At 73.0% G+C, this 15,590-nt stretch carries 15 protein-coding genes; 10 read left to right on the forward strand and 5 right to left on the reverse strand.

Going from position 1 to position 15,590, the window contains the following annotated elements; all coding sequences use genetic code 11:
• Positions 1-174: 174 nt before the first annotated feature.
• On the reverse strand, positions 175-1,005 hold the full coding sequence (locus tag FHX44_RS18755) for a hypothetical protein (RefSeq protein WP_147256975.1): 831 nt from the start codon (positions 1,003-1,005) through the stop codon (positions 175-177).
• Between the two features lie 175 nt (positions 1,006-1,180).
• On the opposite strand from FHX44_RS18755, the gene FHX44_RS18760 reads away from it, so the two are divergent.
• The 4 genes from FHX44_RS18760 (at position 1,181) to FHX44_RS18775 (ending at position 3,854) form a co-directional block, all read left to right on the forward strand.
• Positions 1,181-1,948 carry a WXG100 family type VII secretion target gene (locus FHX44_RS18760; RefSeq protein WP_147256976.1) on the forward strand — a complete coding sequence of 256 codons (768 nt, stop codon included), beginning with the start codon at positions 1,181-1,183 and terminating at the stop codon, positions 1,946-1,948.
• Positions 1,949-2,403: 455 nt separating this feature from the next.
• The gene (locus FHX44_RS18765) at positions 2,404-2,583 is read left to right on the forward strand and encodes a hypothetical protein (protein ID WP_147256977.1); all 180 of its coding nucleotides are present in this window, start codon (positions 2,404-2,406) and stop codon (positions 2,581-2,583) included.
• Between the two features lie 131 nt (positions 2,584-2,714).
• The gene (locus FHX44_RS18770) at positions 2,715-3,506 is read left to right on the forward strand and encodes a hypothetical protein (RefSeq protein ID WP_147256978.1); all 792 of its coding nucleotides are present in this window, start codon (positions 2,715-2,717) and stop codon (positions 3,504-3,506) included.
• 33 nt (positions 3,507-3,539) lie between these two features.
• Complete coding sequence (locus FHX44_RS18775; protein ID WP_212612547.1) at positions 3,540-3,854, forward strand: SAV_915 family protein; 315 nt, start codon at positions 3,540-3,542, stop codon at positions 3,852-3,854.
• Here the strand turns inward: FHX44_RS18775 and FHX44_RS18780 are convergent.
• Positions 3,851-8,059 carry a type VII secretion EssC family protein gene (locus FHX44_RS18780; protein WP_170308958.1) on the reverse strand — a complete coding sequence of 1,403 codons (4,209 nt, stop codon included), beginning with the start codon at positions 8,057-8,059 and terminating at the stop codon, positions 3,851-3,853. The two genes, FHX44_RS18775 and FHX44_RS18780, sit on opposite strands and share 4 nt — an antisense overlap.
• 886 nt (positions 8,060-8,945) lie before the next feature.
• On the opposite strand from FHX44_RS18780, the gene FHX44_RS18785 reads away from it, so the two are divergent.
• Genes FHX44_RS18785 through FHX44_RS18795 form a run of 3 tightly spaced genes read left to right on the forward strand, consistent with a single transcriptional unit; the run spans position 8,946 to position 11,617 of the window.
• Positions 8,946-10,331 (forward strand): protein kinase domain-containing protein, encoded by a 1,386-nt coding sequence (locus FHX44_RS18785; RefSeq protein WP_147256980.1) that lies wholly within the window; start codon positions 8,946-8,948, stop codon positions 10,329-10,331.
• A 30-nt stretch (positions 10,332-10,361) separates the two neighbouring features.
• Positions 10,362-11,018, forward strand: coding sequence for a hypothetical protein (locus FHX44_RS18790; protein ID WP_147256981.1), 657 nt, complete (start codon positions 10,362-10,364; stop codon positions 11,016-11,018).
• Complete coding sequence (locus FHX44_RS18795; protein WP_170308959.1) at positions 11,015-11,617, forward strand: DUF6529 family protein; 603 nt, start codon at positions 11,015-11,017, stop codon at positions 11,615-11,617. The genes FHX44_RS18790 and FHX44_RS18795 overlap by 4 nt, the downstream gene beginning before the upstream one ends.
• 34 nt (positions 11,618-11,651) lie before the next feature.
• On the opposite strand, the gene FHX44_RS18800 is transcribed toward FHX44_RS18795, so the two are convergent.
• Positions 11,652-11,963: an antibiotic biosynthesis monooxygenase family protein gene (locus FHX44_RS18800; protein ID WP_147256982.1), complete on the reverse strand. Its 312-nt coding sequence runs from the start codon at positions 11,961-11,963 to the stop codon at positions 11,652-11,654.
• Between the two features lie 193 nt (positions 11,964-12,156).
• On the opposite strand from FHX44_RS18800, the gene FHX44_RS18805 reads away from it, so the two are divergent.
• From FHX44_RS18805 to FHX44_RS18815, 3 genes are read left to right on the forward strand one after another with little or no spacing between them, the layout of a single operon-like run.
• The gene (locus FHX44_RS18805; protein ID WP_246170469.1) at positions 12,157-12,948 is read left to right on the forward strand and encodes an alpha/beta fold hydrolase; all 792 of its coding nucleotides are present in this window, start codon (positions 12,157-12,159) and stop codon (positions 12,946-12,948) included.
• A gap of 17 nt (positions 12,949-12,965) precedes the next feature.
• Positions 12,966-13,511, forward strand: a complete 546-nt coding sequence (locus tag FHX44_RS18810) for a PadR family transcriptional regulator (protein WP_147256983.1) — start codon at positions 12,966-12,968, stop codon at positions 13,509-13,511.
• A complete protein-coding gene (locus FHX44_RS18815) occupies positions 13,508-14,002 on the forward strand; it encodes a peptide deformylase (RefSeq protein ID WP_147256984.1) in 495 nt (164 codons plus the stop codon). The genes FHX44_RS18810 and FHX44_RS18815 overlap by 4 nt, the downstream gene beginning before the upstream one ends.
• Here FHX44_RS18815 and FHX44_RS18820 read toward each other — a convergent pair whose 3' ends face one another.
• Positions 14,003-14,461 (reverse strand): 2'-5' RNA ligase family protein, encoded by a 459-nt coding sequence (locus tag FHX44_RS18820; RefSeq protein ID WP_147256985.1) that lies wholly within the window; start codon positions 14,459-14,461, stop codon positions 14,003-14,005.
• Positions 14,461-15,345, reverse strand: a complete 885-nt coding sequence (locus FHX44_RS18825) for an HhH-GPD family protein (protein ID WP_425469140.1) — start codon at positions 15,343-15,345, stop codon at positions 14,461-14,463. The genes FHX44_RS18820 and FHX44_RS18825 overlap by 1 nt, the downstream gene beginning before the upstream one ends.
• Positions 15,346-15,590 lie beyond the last annotated feature (245 nt).

Consider the following 15,590-nt stretch of genomic DNA (forward strand, 5'->3'; position numbering starts at 1 on the left):
CGCCGCGGCCCAACCCTCGGGTGCCGTACGCGATCGATACGGGTGCGCGGGCCGGAACAACAGGCCCGCAGGCGGGCCGCGGCCGGTGCCTCTGGGGGGTGGTGCCGGCCGCGGTTGCCGGGTACCCGTGCGCGTCGCCGCGACGGACCCCACGCGCGGATCTGCCGCATCGCGTCAAGCGCGGTGGAGCGGGCCGTCGATCACGTCCGGGCTGACGGCCCTCGCCCGCCAGAGCGCTTCGGCCACGTACCGGTTCCGCCGCTCGGCGCGCTGGTCCCGGGTCTCGTCGCTCGACTCCTCGTCGAGCCACGGCGGCCAGGACGGGAACACCTGATCCGCCCGCCGGCCGTCGGTCAACCGCGCATTTGCCACCCGCTCGGCCAAGCCGTGCAACTGGCGACCGAGCACGGTGATCAGGTTCTGCTCGGCGATCGTCCAGCCGAGCTGCTCCAACCGGTTGGCGACATCGCGACCGGACCACCCGGCGTTGTGCGGGCGCCTGCGGCACGGCATGCACGGCCAGGCCAACGCGTGCCCCACCGTCCAGGCGAGGGACGAGCGCTCCAGGTTGATCTGCAGCAGGAGCGTGGTCCCGCTGTTGTCGGGGGTGTCCGGCGCGCCGAAGTCCTCGGCGCGCAACACCGTGAGCTCGAAGTCCACGTACTGGCCCGACGGCGTGGGGCTGACGTAGCTCGTGCCCAACGTCAGGACCACCGGCTCGGGCCGGACGATGCCGTCGACCACCACGCTGCTCCCCCGCTGGCTGCGAATCGCCACGCCGACGGTGCCGACCCGGAGCTCGAGCTGGCGGACGGAGAGGTCCGGACGGGCGTCGGGGACCGCCAGGTGGGTTGCTGCGAGCTCGGGGCGGGCGGCGAGGAACTCCTCGTCGCGGCGTCCGACCGTCCAGACCTGGCTCGGATACAGGTCGACGGCTTGCGGTGCCCGGGATCCGGGTGGGATCAGCCCGCTCAGGCGCGCGGTCGGCTCTGCCCCCCTGATCACAGGTTGATGTTATGCGGATCCGAAGAACTCTTCCTGCCTCGGTGGCGGGCCCGGCTGCGACCGTCCTCGCACGTACGAGGAGACCGAGGAATCGCTGCGCGCGGCGCGGGTCGCGATCCCGGTTTCTTGTTCCATTCCGGCCCGCGACGCGGGGCCCTGCCCGTAGCCTCCGCGGCTGTGGACGGGTCCACCGCGCGGGTCGCCGACCACCCGGCCACGTCAGCACCCACGGAGACGGCATGAGCACTCCGGTCCCACTGGTCACCCCGATACCGGTGATCCCGAACAGGTCCGCCGCGTATCCGCGCAGCTGGCTACGGTGGAGGCCCGCGCCCGGGAGATCGAGTCGCGGCTGCGCGCGATCGAGACCGGGGTCGGGCCGCAGATGTGGCGCGGCCAGGCCGCCGACGGGTTCGCCGCGCTACTGGCCGAGACCGGCCCGGACCTCACCAGGCTCGCCGCCTCTTACGGCGCGGCGAGCCAGGCCCTGGCGACCTACGCCACCGAGCTCGCCGCCGCCCAGGACGCAGCACGCGCCGCCGAGGCCGAGGCGACCACGGCGTCCGGCGACCGTGACCGGGCCACCGCCGAGCGCGACTCAGCGGACGCGGTCCGGCACGCCGCCGCTGCCGACGAGGCCCGCGCCCGGCTCGACCCACTCGCGGCCGGGGACGCGGAGCAACGCCGCGCCGACGCCCTCGAGCGTGCGAGCACAGCGGGCGCCGCTGTCGATCAAGCTGATCAGGCACTTCGAGCCGCGCAGCAGAAGGCCGACGGGGCAGCGGACCGACGGGATGCCGCCGCGGTCAGGTGCGTGCGCGAGCTCGACGCCGCCAGCAGCGCCGGGATCAACATCCGCTACCTGACACAGGCGCAAGACCGCACCAGGCGGGCCGTCGCCTGCCGGGCGTCACGCCGCCGTCGCCGGGAACATCGCCGATGAGATCGGCAAGAACATCACGGACGATCTCCGGGACAAGTGGTTGCTCCACGCGTCGGACCTCACGGTCGGCGGCGTCGCCGGAGGCATTGCGACACATCGCGTGAGCGGTCTTTTGCGGGAATCCACCGGGCTGACGGATGAGGCCGGGACGGCCGACGAGAGATATCGCGCCGCACCGGGTGGATCGCCGGAGGCGAGATTCCAGAACGAGCTGGCTCAGCGCAAGCGCGACGAGGCCGATGCGCTGAGGCGGCGGGCCGACTCGGTCGGCCGCAGGGTCGGTACCAGGATCGGGGTCACCGGCCTGGGAATCAGCGCATGCCGGAATCGGCTACGACATCCTGAACGGCAAGCCGCTCGTCAAGGCAGCGGTCTCCGGTGTCGGTGGCACTCTCGCCGCAGGCGTGACCGGGGCGAGGTTCGGAGCGTTGATCGGGTCCGTCGTAGGAGGCCCGGTGGTCGGAACGGCGGCCGGTGCGGTGATCGGCTGGGGCTTCGGGGTCGCCACCAGCGCTGTCATCGATTGGGGATACGACCAACTACCGAAGCCGCTGAAGGAAGCGGTCGAGAACGCGACCAGGCCCATCGACGATGCGGTCAAGGGAGCAAAGAAGATCTGGGACGCCATTTTTTGACGGCTCGCTCGGGACGGGAAGGGAGCCATCGTGTTGGTGAGGGAGACGGCATCGTGAGAAGAGTCGGCAATGGCACTGCTCGGCTGCCCTGGCCGGCCGAGTGGTCCACACCTCGACCCAGGCCGGCGACGGTGCTGGGGGACGGGTTTCTGGGTGCCCTCACGCTGGGGTTCACCGGGCTCGGTGCTCTGGCCTCGTCCGCCGGCGATCTCGGCACTGCCGCGTTCTTCTTCGCCGGTGGCGCCTTCCCGGGTGTGCTCACCGCGCTCTCCCTGTCGATGTGGCGGCTGCGCCGTCGCACGTCATCGCGCGCGGTCAGGTCGCGGCCGACCGCACATGGCCGCGGGGGCGTCGTGCTGTGCTTCTCGACCTGGCGGTACTACGGCCTCACCGCGGCCCTCCTGATGGGCTCCGCCTTTCTGGGAGTGCACGCAGCCGGCGGTGTCCTGGGTTGGGAGATGCCTCCCCCGGTACCCCAGGCCAATGCGATCGCGGTCGCCATCGCCGGGTTCGGTGCATTGCTCTTCCTGTGGCTGTTCATCGAGTTCGTCAGTGGGCGCATCGTGAAGGGCTGGCTGGCATTGACGCCGGCCGGGATCCACCATCGGAGTCACACGTTCGAGCACTTCGTTCCGTGGAGCGCGGTGCTCGAGGTGTCCGCGATGGAACTCGGCGCCGGGCCGCTCATCGTCGTGCGGACGTTCCCTTCGGATGGTGCATGGATACGTCGGACGCATTGGATGGGCAAGCCGGACGAATTCGGACTGCTTCCGTCCCTCGTTGTACGTGCACGCTCGCTCGCGGTCGATCCGGCGGTGGCATACCACGCTCTGCGGTACTACCACGCTCATCCCGAGTCCCGAGGCGAGCTCCTCACGCCGGTGGGTGAGCGGCGCATTCGAAGCGGGAACGTCGTCGCTTGACGAGGCTCCATATACCGACCGAACGGAGGAGTCATGAGCAGGGCCGCTGTGAAGATTGAAATTCCACCCGTGGTGTATGTGCCGTGTTCGCCGCTGACCAATGGTGCTGAGGACCTGATCGTCGATCTTCGACCGACGCGGGACGGCCCGTTGGCGCTCCTCGTGTACTCAGCCCTCGACCGCTTGGTGGACTGCTGCGGCGACGAGCAGCCGTGGGTCGTCATGCCGACGGTGAGCTTGGAGAAGGTCCGCCAGGAAACCCATTTCGAACTCCTCCTGCTCGACGTCGAGATTCCCGAGGAGTTCCGACGTCGCGCCGCCGCCGCGCTGCCGCAACCGGGTCTCTAGACCTCCGGCACCTGACCCAGCAGCATCCTTCCTTCCGCCACCAGGTAGGCCCGGCCGGGCGGTCCGCTGAACCCCATGCCCCGCTCCAACGTCACCCCGACGTTGGCGGCGACGAGGTGGTTGGGCGGGCAGAGCAGCACGACGGAGCCCGGGCGGGTCCGTGCGACCTTCAACAGGCCGGTGGCCCCGAAGCCGAACGAGTCCAGCAGCGCCACGACGGCGAGCGACGGGCCGTCGGGTTTCGTGAAGCGCTCGACCATGTCGTCATCGGGCGGGAAGCGGTCGACGTCGTCGAGCACGACGAGATCGGCTGGGGAACGGTTAAGGACGTCGGCGACCTCGCCGCTCGTCACCACCTCGACCCCGGCCTCGGCCGCGCACTCGTGGACCGGCGTTCGACGGTGGACGCCGAGCAGCACGCGAAGGCCGCTCCCCCCGGCGGACGCGGCGACAGCGGCGGCGGCGGTGCTGCGGCCGGAGCCGGCCGGGCCGGCGATCACCAGCGGCCCGGCGTCCAGGCTCGCCCATACGGGGCTCAGCCGGTCGCCGCTCACTCCCAGCAGGATGTGCTTCCCGGTCGTCGGCCGGGCGCCGAGGCGGGTGGCATCGGCCAGCGTGATCTGCTCCGGCAGCCGGTCCAGTCGCATTGGTGCGCGTGCAGTGCCCGGATCCTCGGCGTCGGCGTGCAGCCGGGCTGCGATGTCGGCCAGCGCGGCCGCCTGCGCCGGGCCGGACGGATCGGTCGCGAGCAGGGGCACCTGGACCTGCCCTCCGTCACCGGCCCACAGGGCGCGCCCGGGCGGGAGGTCCTCCGGCAGATTGCGCACCTGTAGGCCGAGCAGGGTCGCGTCCGTCGGGTTGTTCAGCCGCAGGCACAGCCGATGGGTGAGCCGAGCGAGCAGGCGGGACTTGAGTATCCGTTCGTCCCCCGCCAGGCACACCGTGACCCCCGCGGCGGCTCCTCCGGAGAGCAGTTCGAGCATCGTCGTCTGGGCTGCGCCGTCGACGCTCTCGAGCAGTCCTTCCCAGCCGTCGACGAGCAGCACGACGTGCGGCGGCGCATCGGCGGCGCCCCGCGACCACAGCTCGGCGACGCTCGTCGCCCCGAGCCGGCTCAGGTCGCGGCGCCGATCCCGCATGGTCGTGGCGAGCCGGTTGAGCAGCCGTTCCAGCCGCTCGGAGTCGTCGGGGGCGACCACGACCCCGGTGTGGGGCAGTGCGTCGAGCCCCGAGAGGCCGCCGAATCCGTCAACGACGTGCAGGTGCAGCTCGGCCGCATCGGCGGCACGGGCTAGGCCCACGGCGACCGCGCGCAGCGCGGTGGTGCGGCCGCTGCGACCGCTTCCGACGATCGCGAGGTGGCCCGAACCGAGCGGCACCTCCAGAACGTCCTGGCGCTGCTCCTGGGGCCGGTCCCACAGCCCGAGCGGGATCGCGAACCTCGTCGGCGGCAGAGCGTCCAGGGCCAGCGCGGGGGGCAGCGGCGGCAGCCACGGTCGGTAGGGCGGGGTGAGGCCCTCGGCGTCGGCGGCCGCGCGCACCGCGTCCACGAGGACGTTCAGGTCCGTGGCCAGCTCGTCCTTGCTCGCCTCGGCCGCCGGCGGAGGGGTCATGTCGAACCAGCGCAGTGCGACGGCCCGTCGGACGTTTCCCGGGGTCGAGCGCCTGGGCGCCGTGATCCGAGCCGTCTGCAGCAGCTGCGGCGGGCCGCCGCCTCGGACGAGCAGGGCCCGGCCGGGGTGGGCGTTGGGGAGGTAGGCGGCGTCGGGCGTATCGATGACGTCCTGGCTGTCGCCGATCTCCTTGACCCGCAGGCACACCCGGAGGTCGGTGTTGGCGCGGATCTGGCCGTCGACGACCCCCGCCGCCTTCTGCGTCGCCAGGACCAGGTGAACCCCCAGCGAGCGACCGATCCTCGCCACGTTGACGAGGCCGTCGACCAGCGACTGGAGCTGTTCCTCGAGCTCCGCCAGCTCGTCGGCGACCACGACGAGCCGGGGAAACGGCGGCAACGTCGGATCGGCGAGCGCTCGCCGCCGGTAGTCGGCGAGGTCCTCGGCACCGGCGGCGGCCAGCTGCGCCTGGCGCCTGTTCAGCTCGGCGCGGAGCGACGACAGGGCCCTGGCGGCGAGCCGCGTGTCCAGGTTCGTGACGGAGCCGACGACGTGCGGCAGGGCGTCCAGGTCCTTGAAGGTGGCGCCGCCCTTGTAGTCGAGGAACAGGAAGTTGAGCCCCGTCGGCGGGTTCGCCCTCGCCAGGCCGGCGATCAGCGTGCGCAGGAAGTCGCTCTTGCCGGAGCCGGAGATGCCCGCGACCAGGGCGTGCGGGCCGTCGCGGGCGATGTCCACGAGGACGGGACCGTCGGCGTCCGCGCCGATGACGACCTCGGTCTGGTCCTGGAGCAGCCCCCACGCTGCCCGGATCTCGCCCGCCTCCGGCTCGCCGGCCAGCTCGGTCAGCCGGATCGACGAGGGAACGTCATGGCCGGGCGCGTCGCCGACGCGGCGCACCGGAGCCAGTGCCCGGGCCACGAGCTCGGCGGTGCCCGGGGTGATCTCGTCGGGCACGACCGTCGGCGACTCCCCGCGGTCGACGCGCAGGACCACGTCCCGCCCGGTCGCCACCAAGCGCGCCCGCGCGCCGTCGGGCAGCTGCCGTTCGTCGGTCTCGGCGCACACGAAGCGCAGGCCGGCGGCCGGTCCTCGGTTCAGGAGGTTGGTGAGCTGGGGTCGACGACGCAGATCCGCGGTGCCGGCGAGTACGACGACGAGATCCGGACGGGCACGCCGATCGGAGGACGGCTCGCGCGATCGGCCCGCGGAGCGGCGCTGCAGCTCGTCCCCCAGGGACTTGATCATCCTTTCCGCGCCCTGCGCATCCCACCCGGCCCGGACGGATCCGTCGTCCGTCCGGAGGTGGGGCAGCCAGCGCAGCCAGCCGAGCTGCTCCTCGCCCGCGTCCGGAGCGATGACGGCGATCCGCAGTTCGTCCGGGCTGTGGTGGACGGCCAGCTGGGTGACCACCCAGGCGAGCTGGGTGTCGACCCAGCCGGGCGGGCCCGCGAGTCCGAGCATCGGCTGGGCGACCAGGCTGATCCCGAGCGGTGCCAGCCGCAGCACGGGCGGTGACCAGTCCTGGGGCGGATCACCGGTGATCTTCACGGCGGCCGGGCGGTCGGCCCGGCCCAACCGGACCGCGAGCCAGTCGTCGTCGGCCGGTTGTCGTTCCCACAGCTGGGCCCTCGGCGTGATGGCCGTACGCACCGTGGTCGCCGGGTCCGGCCAGGCGGCCCGCAGGTCGGCGTCCTCGTCGTCGGTGGCCGCCTCGATCCGCACGCGCGCCGCGGTCAGCTCGGAGTGGTACGTCTCCTCGTTGCGCAGGCCGCGGCGCGCCTGCCTGCGCCGCTCGGTCCACCAGCTGCCGATCAACATGAGCGGGCTCAGCAGGCCGAACAGGAGGAAGATCGCGTTCCGCAGCACGAGGGCCATCACGACGGCGGCGACCAGCGGGAGCAGCGCGGGGAGCACCGGGAAGCCGCGATCGTCGTCGTCGGCGGGGACGGCAGGCATCGCGACGGTCGGCGGTTCGAAGCGGGCCGGCCGCGATCTGGGGGTGCGGTTGAGCAGGACCTCGCCGGAGTCCCCGCGCCTCACGACTGCCGCCCTGTCCCGCAGCGCCTCCACCACCAGGCGGCTCCCGCCGATCTGGATGACCTTGCCGTCGACGTCCGCGGCGCCCGCGACCGCGCGCCCGTCCAGCAGCACGCCGTTGCGGGAACCGAGGTCGGCGAGCGTCACGCGGTTGGGCCCGACGACGAGTTGGGCGTGCTTGCGGGACACGTCGGGATCGTCGAGTACGAGCTGGCAGGAGGCCGCGCGCCCCATGACCACGGCCTGGCCGGGCACGAGGGGGAGCTCGGTTCCGGCGGCGGCACCGGACACCACCCGGAGCACGAGCGGCGGCGCGAATCGCACGGGGGCGAGCTGCGGCCCGCGACCGTAGTGCAGCACGCTGCCGTCCCGCAGCGGCGAGACGGCGACGGGCTGCTCGGGCGTCAGAGGGCCGCCGTCCACCACCGGGGTGCCCTGCACCGGGATGACCGTGCCGATCATGGTCAGGACGTCGCTGACGCGGTCGGAGGGCTCGCAGTCGACGTGGACGTCGCTCTTGACGCCGGTGGCGTCGTCCTCCACGGTCAGTCGCATCCGTACCCCGGTTCCCCCTCTGCCGGCCGACGCGCAGAAACTAGCTCGTTTCCTCGACCGAACTCCACGATCGAGCAATCGCATCGACCTGAGCCAGGCATTGCTGTCGGTCTCGGCGAGTTGGGCTTCGCGTCGGGCGCTACGCTCGCCCGGTCTCTAGTGCGGTGGCGCGGCCGGCCCGGTCATCCGGGCATTTGGACGGCCGCTCGCGACAGGACCGAACGCCCAGACCCGACGCTTCTGGCGGTCGTGACGCCCTGACCGCACGCGAAAGGCGACCTCGTGTCGACCGATCGCTATTTCGCGCTGGCTCGCGTTCCCGGCGCTCTGGCGTTCCTCTGCACCTCGAGCCTGGGGCGTCTCGGCGTCGCGATGTCCAGGCTGGGGCTGCTCGCGACCGTTCGGGACGGCAGCGGCTCCTTCGCCGTTGCGGGCGCGGTCGCTGCCGCCTTCGCCGTGGCGGAAGCGGTGGGTGCGCCGCACGTCGCGCGTGCGATGGACCGTTGCGGCCAACGGCGCGTACTGGCCGCGACCTCGCTCAGCCACTCCGCAGCGGTCGGCGGGCTGCTCGTGGCCACGACGGCGAGTCCCGCGCTTCCGCTGCTGTGCGCGTTGGCGCGCTTGCCGGCGCGTCGCTGCCCCGCATCGGATCCGCGTCGGCCGTTCGCTGGAGGCCTGCGTTCCCGCCTCGGAGCTGACCCGGGCGCTGACGTGGTCGGCTTCCGCCAGTGCAGCGGGCATCGCCACGGCAGGCGGGCTCGCCGGCATCGTCGTCGAAGCCGGCGGGGCTGCCTCCGGGTTCCTGCTCACGGTGGCGGCCGCATGCCTCGTCGCGCTCGCCGCCTGCTTCGCGCGAGCATCTCACGGCGACGTTACGCTCTGATGCATGCGGACAGCGGGGCCTGCCGAAACCCCGGACCTGTCCGGATTGATCGACGTTTCCCCCATCGGCGCCGGTGGCTTCGCCGATGTCTATCGCGCTCGCCAGGCCCACCTCGGACGGTGGGTGGCGCTGAAGGTTTTCCGGGTCGCCTTGCACGAGCCGGCGGTGGCGAACCAGTTCCGAGCCGAATGCCAGGCGGTGAGCCGGCTGGACGACCACCTGCACGTGATACGCGTGTACGACGCGGGTCTTCTCCCGGATGGGCGGCCGTATCTGGTCACGGAGCTGTGCGACAGCTCGCTGCAGCAGCTGGTGGTCCGTCGCGGCGGGGCGCTCCCGGAACTGGAGGCCGTGGAGCTCGGGTACCGCGTCGCGATCGCCCTGCTCGCCGCCCACTCGGCTCAGGTGATCCACGGCGACGTCACGCCGCAGAACGTCCTCATCCGGTCGTCGGGCGCGCCGGTTCTGGCCGACTTCGGGCTCGCCGTCCTGCGCGACTACCGCGGCAACACCGCCAGCGGCTTCAACCCCGCCTACGCGGCGCCCGAAGCCCTCAGCCACGAGGGCAGGATCGACGAGCGGACCGACGTGTACGGGCTCGGCGCGACCCTCTACGCGATGCTGACCGGTCGCGCCCCGTTCGGGCTGCAATGGGGCGAGTCGGAAGCCGCGCGCAACCGGCGGGTCCTCGAGGAACCGGTCTCCTGGCCTGCCGGCACCTCCGTGAGCGACCGCCTGGAAGGGCTGGTCTCGGGGATGCTGGCGAAGGAGCCGGGCCTGCGCCCGGAGCTCAGCACGGTCGCGGACGAGCTGACCCGGCTGGGGGACGACCTCACCCAACCCCACGCACCACCCGCGGCACACTCCGGCCCACCGGACGGCACCGGGCTGGGCAGCGAGAAGACCGTCGCCATCGCCGATGCGCCGCCCGCGGCCTCGCCGAGGTCGTCCGTGCCCCGGATGCGGGCGCCCCGCCCGGAACGGTCGATCTCGAAGGTCGCACGCGCGCATCCACGGCTCGTCGTCATCGCAGCGGTGAGCCTGATCCTCGCCGGCGGCATCCTCGTCTCGGCGGTCGTGACCTCGGGAACGGCCGGCGATGCGCCACCGGCCGCCAGCACTCCGGGCGTTTCGGTCGTCGAGCTTGCACCCCCTGATCCGCTCGGCGCCCTCGCCACCAGGTTGAGCTGGTCCGGCACCCCCGGGCTGACCTACACCCTCGTCGTGACGAGGCAGGGCGAGCAACCGCGCGACGAGCCCGCCGGTGAAGCGACGACCGTGACGGTCGCGACGGAACCCTCGGCGGCCTACTGCTTCCAGGTCCGTGGCACTGACGGCCGGCAGGTGGTAGAGAGCAACGTGCAACGGCTGCGTGACGCGGTGTGCTGACTCGGTCGGGGCGCCGCACCCGGGGGGAACATGAGAACGCGTGGTCCATTGGTCACCCTTGCCGCCGTCGGCGTGCTCGCCGTCGTCGTCCTCGTCGTGAGCCTGGTGCGGACGCCCGCCCCCGCCGCGAAGCCCGCGCCGGCCGCACCGCCCCTCGCCATCGCGGACGACCCACCCCCGACCACCACGCCGCCCGCCCCGGCACGGGAAGGCGTCTACACCGGGCACACCAGCGGCAACGAGGTCACCGTGGCGGTCGCCGTGTCCGGCGAGCAGGCATCCGCCTACATCTGTGACGGGAAGCGGATCGAGTCCTGGCTGGAAGGCACGGTCTCCGGCGAGCAGGTGAACCTGCAGGGGCGGAACGGCGCCCAGCTCACCGCCACGCTCTCCGACGACGCGGCACTCGGCATGGTCACGGTCGCCGAGCAGCAACTGCCGTTCTCCGCGGCGGTGGCGGGGCCGCCCGCCGGCATCTACGAGGGGCAGGCCACCGTGGACGGGGAGCCCAACCGCATCGGCTGGATCGTCCTGCCCAGCGGGCGCCAGGTCGGCATCAACAACGTGGCGGGGAAGAGGGGACCGGCACCCGAGCTCGATCCGAACGACCTCGACGAGTTCGAACTCCGCGGCGTGGACGTCGAGGTGAAGCGCATCGGCGGCGGGGACCCGGTCGTCCCGCGATGACCACGCCCGACCCCGACCTCACGCGCCCCCGCGCCACGGCTCCGCCGGTGCCATCGGCGGCCGCGCCCGCTGCCGCGTCGTGGACCGCGGTCGCCGTGCCGGTTGCGGTGGGTACGGGCGTGGCCGTCGTGCTCGGCGTGTACGGCCGTCTGCACACCGCGACCGGGCTGTCGCTCGCCCTCCCGGGATTCTCCGGAACCCTGTACGTGAAGGCCTGGCTGACCACCCTCGCGTTCGTCCTCGCGCTCGTGCAGATCTTGACGGCGATGGTCCTGGACGGCCGCATCACGGTCGACCTGCCGAACCTGCCCGCCGTTCACCGGTGGTCCGGGCGTTTCGCGGTGCTCTTCACGGTGCCCGTGGCGGTCCATTGCCTCTACGCACTCGGATTTCGGTTCGACGACCCACGGGTGCTGGTGCACTCGCTCGTCGGCTGCCTGCTGTACGGGGCGTTCACCGCGAAGATGCTGCTGCTCACGCGACCGTGGCTGCCACGATGGGCCGTACCGGCGGTGGGCGGCGTGCTCTTCTCGGTGCTCGTCGCGCTGTGGCTCACGTCCTCGTTGTGGGTGTTCACCACCGCCGGATTCCACCTGTAGCGCGCCGACCGTCCTGTGAGCGGATCGGACCAGGTCAGGCGCCTGCGGCGCGCGACTGCTGAACGACCTCGAACTCCAGCAGCGACGATCCGGTGCCCACCGGGCGCGCCCGCTCGCCGGAGTGGGCCTGCATGCCGGCGCCTTTCATCCACGCCTGGAACGACTCGTCGTCCTCCCAGTGGGTGACGACGAAGTAGCGGTTGTCGCCGGACACCGGGCGCAGCAGCTCGAACGACAGGAAGCCCGGCTGGCCGTCCACGGCGTGCAGCCGGTTGGCGAACCGCCTCTCCAGCTCCTCGCCCGCGCCCTCGGGCACCTCGATCGCATTGATCTTCACGACGGCCATGGCCACAAGGGTAGTGGCTACGGGGCCGACCCGGCCGGCAGCTCGAGCCGCGATGCGATGTGCGATGTGGATGCCGATGATCTCGCTGTGCTCCTCGAGCGCCACGTCGCGGTCGTGCTCGACGGGCTGCGCGCCCGTCCGGGTGCTCAACTCCCGGGCCGTCCGCTCGTGCTCGAGGACATGAGGCGGGCCGGTGGGGACGGGTAGGCGCGCGGTGCGGGCCTCCGACGGGCTCGAGCTGGCCGTCACCGAGTTCGGCGGCGCCGGCACGCCGATCCTGCTGCTGCACGGGCTCATGGGGCGGGCGAGCACGTGGTGGGCGGTCGCCGAGTGGCTGGCCTGCCGCGGCCGGGTCGTCGGCGTGGACGCGCGCGGGCACGGCCGCTCGGGAGCGCGCGGACCGTGGACCACCGACCGGATGGTCGCGGACGTCGTCGACGTGCTCACCGAGCTCGGGCCCGCCGTGGTGATCGGGCACTCCATGGGCGGCCTGCACGGTCTGGTGGCCGCGGCCCGGCGCCCGGAGCTGGTGTGCGCGCTCGTGGTGGAGGACATGGGCGTCGACTTCCGGGGGCGCAGCGCCGCGGACGCACGGGCGTGGTTCACCGCGCTCCCGCAGCCGTTCCCGTCGCTGGCGGCGGTGCGGCGGGCGTTCGGGTACCCGCGTCCCGAGTTCGGCGAGTACATGACCGAGTGCGTCGAGGAGCGGGCCGACGGCTACCACCTGCTGGCCCGGGTCGACCACACCACCGCGATCGCGGCCGAGTGGGCCGAGCGCGACCACTGGGCGGCGGTGGCCTCCGTCCGTTGCCCGGCGCTTCTCGTCGAAGCGGAGGAAAGTGTGGCGCCGTCGGGGCAGATGGCCCTGATGGCGGCCCGCATGGACGAAGCGACGCACGTGCGCGTGCCGGGCACGGGGCACCTGGTGCACGCGGGGCCGGGCTTCCAGCCGCTCATCGAGTCGTTTCTGAGTACTCATATGTGAGTGCTTTACTGTCGTCCGTGAACCCGACGAGGCTGTTCGTGCTGAGCGCGCTCGCCAAGGGCGGCGCGATGTACGGCCACCAGATCCGACGCGACGCCCGGGTGGACCGGGCCGAGCTGTGGTCCGACGTGCGCCCGGGCTCGCTCTACGGTGCGCTGCACCGGTTGGAGGGCGAGGGCCTGGTCCGGGCCTTGCGCACCGAGCAGCAGGGGCGCCTGCCGGCCCGCACCGTCTACGAGATCACCGACGAGGGCCGCCGCGAGCTCGCCGTGCTGCAGGCGGAGGCGTTCGAGGAGGTCCGGTTCCCACCCGACCCGGTCGACCTCGCGCTCGCCACGGCGTCCGACGTGGACGAAGCCACGCTGCGCGGCCACGTGGAGGACCGGGTCCGCGACCTGACCGCGCGGCTCTCCCGGCTCGACCACCTCGCCGAGCGCCGCTGGCCGGACCAGACCCCGGCCGACGACCTCGTGCTCGAGCACGCCCGGCTGCGGTTGCGGGCGGAGCTGGAATGGCACGCGCTCGTGCTGGACCGGCTCGGCAAGCTGGGCGGTGCCTCGTGACCGTCCGGGAGCTGCGGTTGATCGGCGACCCGGTGCTGCGGACGCCGTGCCTGCAGGTGACGGAGTTCGACGCCGCGCTCGCCGCGCTGGTCGGCGACCTGATGGACACGGTCTCGGTGCCCGGGCGCGCCGGGCTCGCGGCCAACCAGATCGGCGTGTCGCTGGCGGCCTTCTCCTACGACGTCGACGGCGCACGCGGATACGTCGTCAACCCGCGGCTGGTCGCCACCGACGGTGAGTACGACGGCGAGGAGGCCTGTCTGTCCGTGCCCGGCGTCTCCGCGCCGCGGCTGCGGGCGGCGTACGCGCGCGTGGAGGGCGTGGACGTGGAGGGGCGGCCGGTGGCCGTCGAGGGCACCGGGGAGCTCGCCCGCTGCCTGCAGCACGAGACAGACCACCTGCGTGGCGAGCTCTACATCGACGCGCTCACGGGGGAGCGACGGCGCGCGGCGTTCCGCCGGCTGCGGGACGCCGGGCTCGCCGGTCCCTGATCAGCCGGCGTCGACGGCCACCACGCGCGCCCGGACGGTGGGCACCGGGTGCAGGAGCGCGAACGCCTCGGCGGGGCGCTCGCTCGCGAGCACGCAATGCGGCAGCCACGTGCCGGGCAGGTAGGCCGCGAGCGGGGAGCGCACGCGCCCGGCCAGCGCGTCGTGCACGGCACCGTGCACGGCGAGCAGTTCGGCGTCGACCACGGCGGCGAGCACGAGCTCGTCGGGCCGTCCGGCCACCGTGCCGAGGGTCTCCAGCCAGATCGACGGCAGGGCGAGCAGCCGCACCTCCGCGGCGAGCGCCTCCTGGGCGGCCTGCGGGATCGCCCCGGCCGCCGCCGCGATCACGGACGGCGGCTCGGTGGGGGTGGCGATCCCGTGGCCGGACAGCCGCGAACGCAGCGCGGTGAGCTCGGCGCATGCGGCCTCGTCGAGGCGGAAGCGGACGGTCTGGCCCATCAGGCGGGAAGCGCGAAACGGCCGTCGTCGTGCTGCTCGGCGAGCCCGTCGACGAGCAGCGAGTCGAGGCAGCGGTCGCGCTGGGCCGCGTCGTCCCATGCTGCATCGAGCGCGGCGCGCTCCACGGGCCCGTCCGCCCCGCGCAGGACGTCGAGGAGGCGGCCGCGGACCTGCCGGTCGGTGCCGGCGAAGCCCTGGACCGGCCGGCGCGGGCCGGTGTACTCCGGCCGGCCTGCCGCCCGCCACGCGCACTCCTCGCGTACCGGGCAGATCCCGCAGCGCGGGGCCCGCGCCGTGCACACGACGGCTCCCAGCTCCATCAGACCGGCGGAGACCACGGCGGCGGAGTGGTCGTCGGGCGGGAGCAGAGCGTCCACGTCGGCGAGGTCGGCCGCGGTGCGGGCCGGGCCGGCGTCACCGCGACCGTGCACGGCGCGGGCGACGACGCGGCGGACGTTCGTGTCGACCACCGGGCAGCGCCGTCCGTAGCCGAACGCCGCAACCGCGCGCGCCGTGTACGAACCGATGCCGGGCAGTGCTTCGAGGGCCTCGACATCGGACGGGACGACGTCCCCGTGCTCGCTCGCGATCACGCCTGCGGTCTCGTGCAGGCGCAGCGCACGGCGGGGGTAGCCGAGCTTGCCCCACGCGCGCAGCACCTCGGCGCGCGACGCCGCGGCCATCGCCGACGGGGCGGGCCAGCGCGCGAGCCACTCCGTCCACACCGGTTCGACGCGAGCGACCGGCGTCTGCTGCAGCATGAACTCGCTCACGAGCACCCCCCACGGCGTGGTGTCCGCGCGGCGCCACGGGAGATCGCGCGCCGCGGCGGGGTACCAGTCGAGCACGAGTGCGGCCATCGACACGGCTGACGATCGTGCCATGTCGTGTTCGATGGCCTCCGCTTCGCTCCGGCGTGCTCGCGGGCCTTCGAGGCGACGTTCCGCTCCTCCGGTGCTCGGTCGCTCGTTCCTCGCTCCCTGCGCGCCTCCCCCGCGGAACGTCGCCGGCCTGCTCGCTCGGCTCGAGGTCTCACTGCCGTCGATTCGCTTCCACGCACCGATCGGTGCAGCTGCTGGCCCGAATGATCGACCGCCGCTCGGGTGCTTCCGGCGCGTCGCGACGCGCC

Source organism: Pseudonocardia hierapolitana (assembly GCF_007994075.1).
In the GTDB taxonomy this organism is placed as follows: Bacteria; Actinomycetota; Actinomycetes; order Mycobacteriales; family Pseudonocardiaceae; genus Pseudonocardia; species Pseudonocardia hierapolitana.

Coding starts and splice junctions, on each gene's coding strand:
- FHX44_RS18775 (WP_212612547.1), top strand. CDS start 3,540: ATGAGCAGGGCCGCTGTGAAGATTGAAATTCCACCCGTGGTGTATGTG.
- FHX44_RS18780 (WP_170308958.1), bottom strand. CDS start 8,059: ATGCGACTGACCGTGGAGGACGACGCCACCGGCGTCAAGAGCGACGTC.
- FHX44_RS18785 (WP_147256980.1), top strand. CDS start 8,946: ATGCGGACAGCGGGGCCTGCCGAAACCCCGGACCTGTCCGGATTGATC.
- FHX44_RS18790 (WP_147256981.1), top strand. CDS start 10,362: ATGAGAACGCGTGGTCCATTGGTCACCCTTGCCGCCGTCGGCGTGCTC.
- FHX44_RS18795 (WP_170308959.1), top strand. CDS start 11,015: ATGACCACGCCCGACCCCGACCTCACGCGCCCCCGCGCCACGGCTCCG.
- FHX44_RS18800 (WP_147256982.1), bottom strand. CDS start 11,963: ATGGCCGTCGTGAAGATCAATGCGATCGAGGTGCCCGAGGGCGCGGGC.
- FHX44_RS18820 (WP_147256985.1), bottom strand. CDS start 14,461: ATGGGCCAGACCGTCCGCTTCCGCCTCGACGAGGCCGCATGCGCCGAG.
- FHX44_RS18825 (WP_425469140.1), bottom strand. CDS start 15,345: ATGGCACGATCGTCAGCCGTGTCGATGGCCGCACTCGTGCTCGACTGG.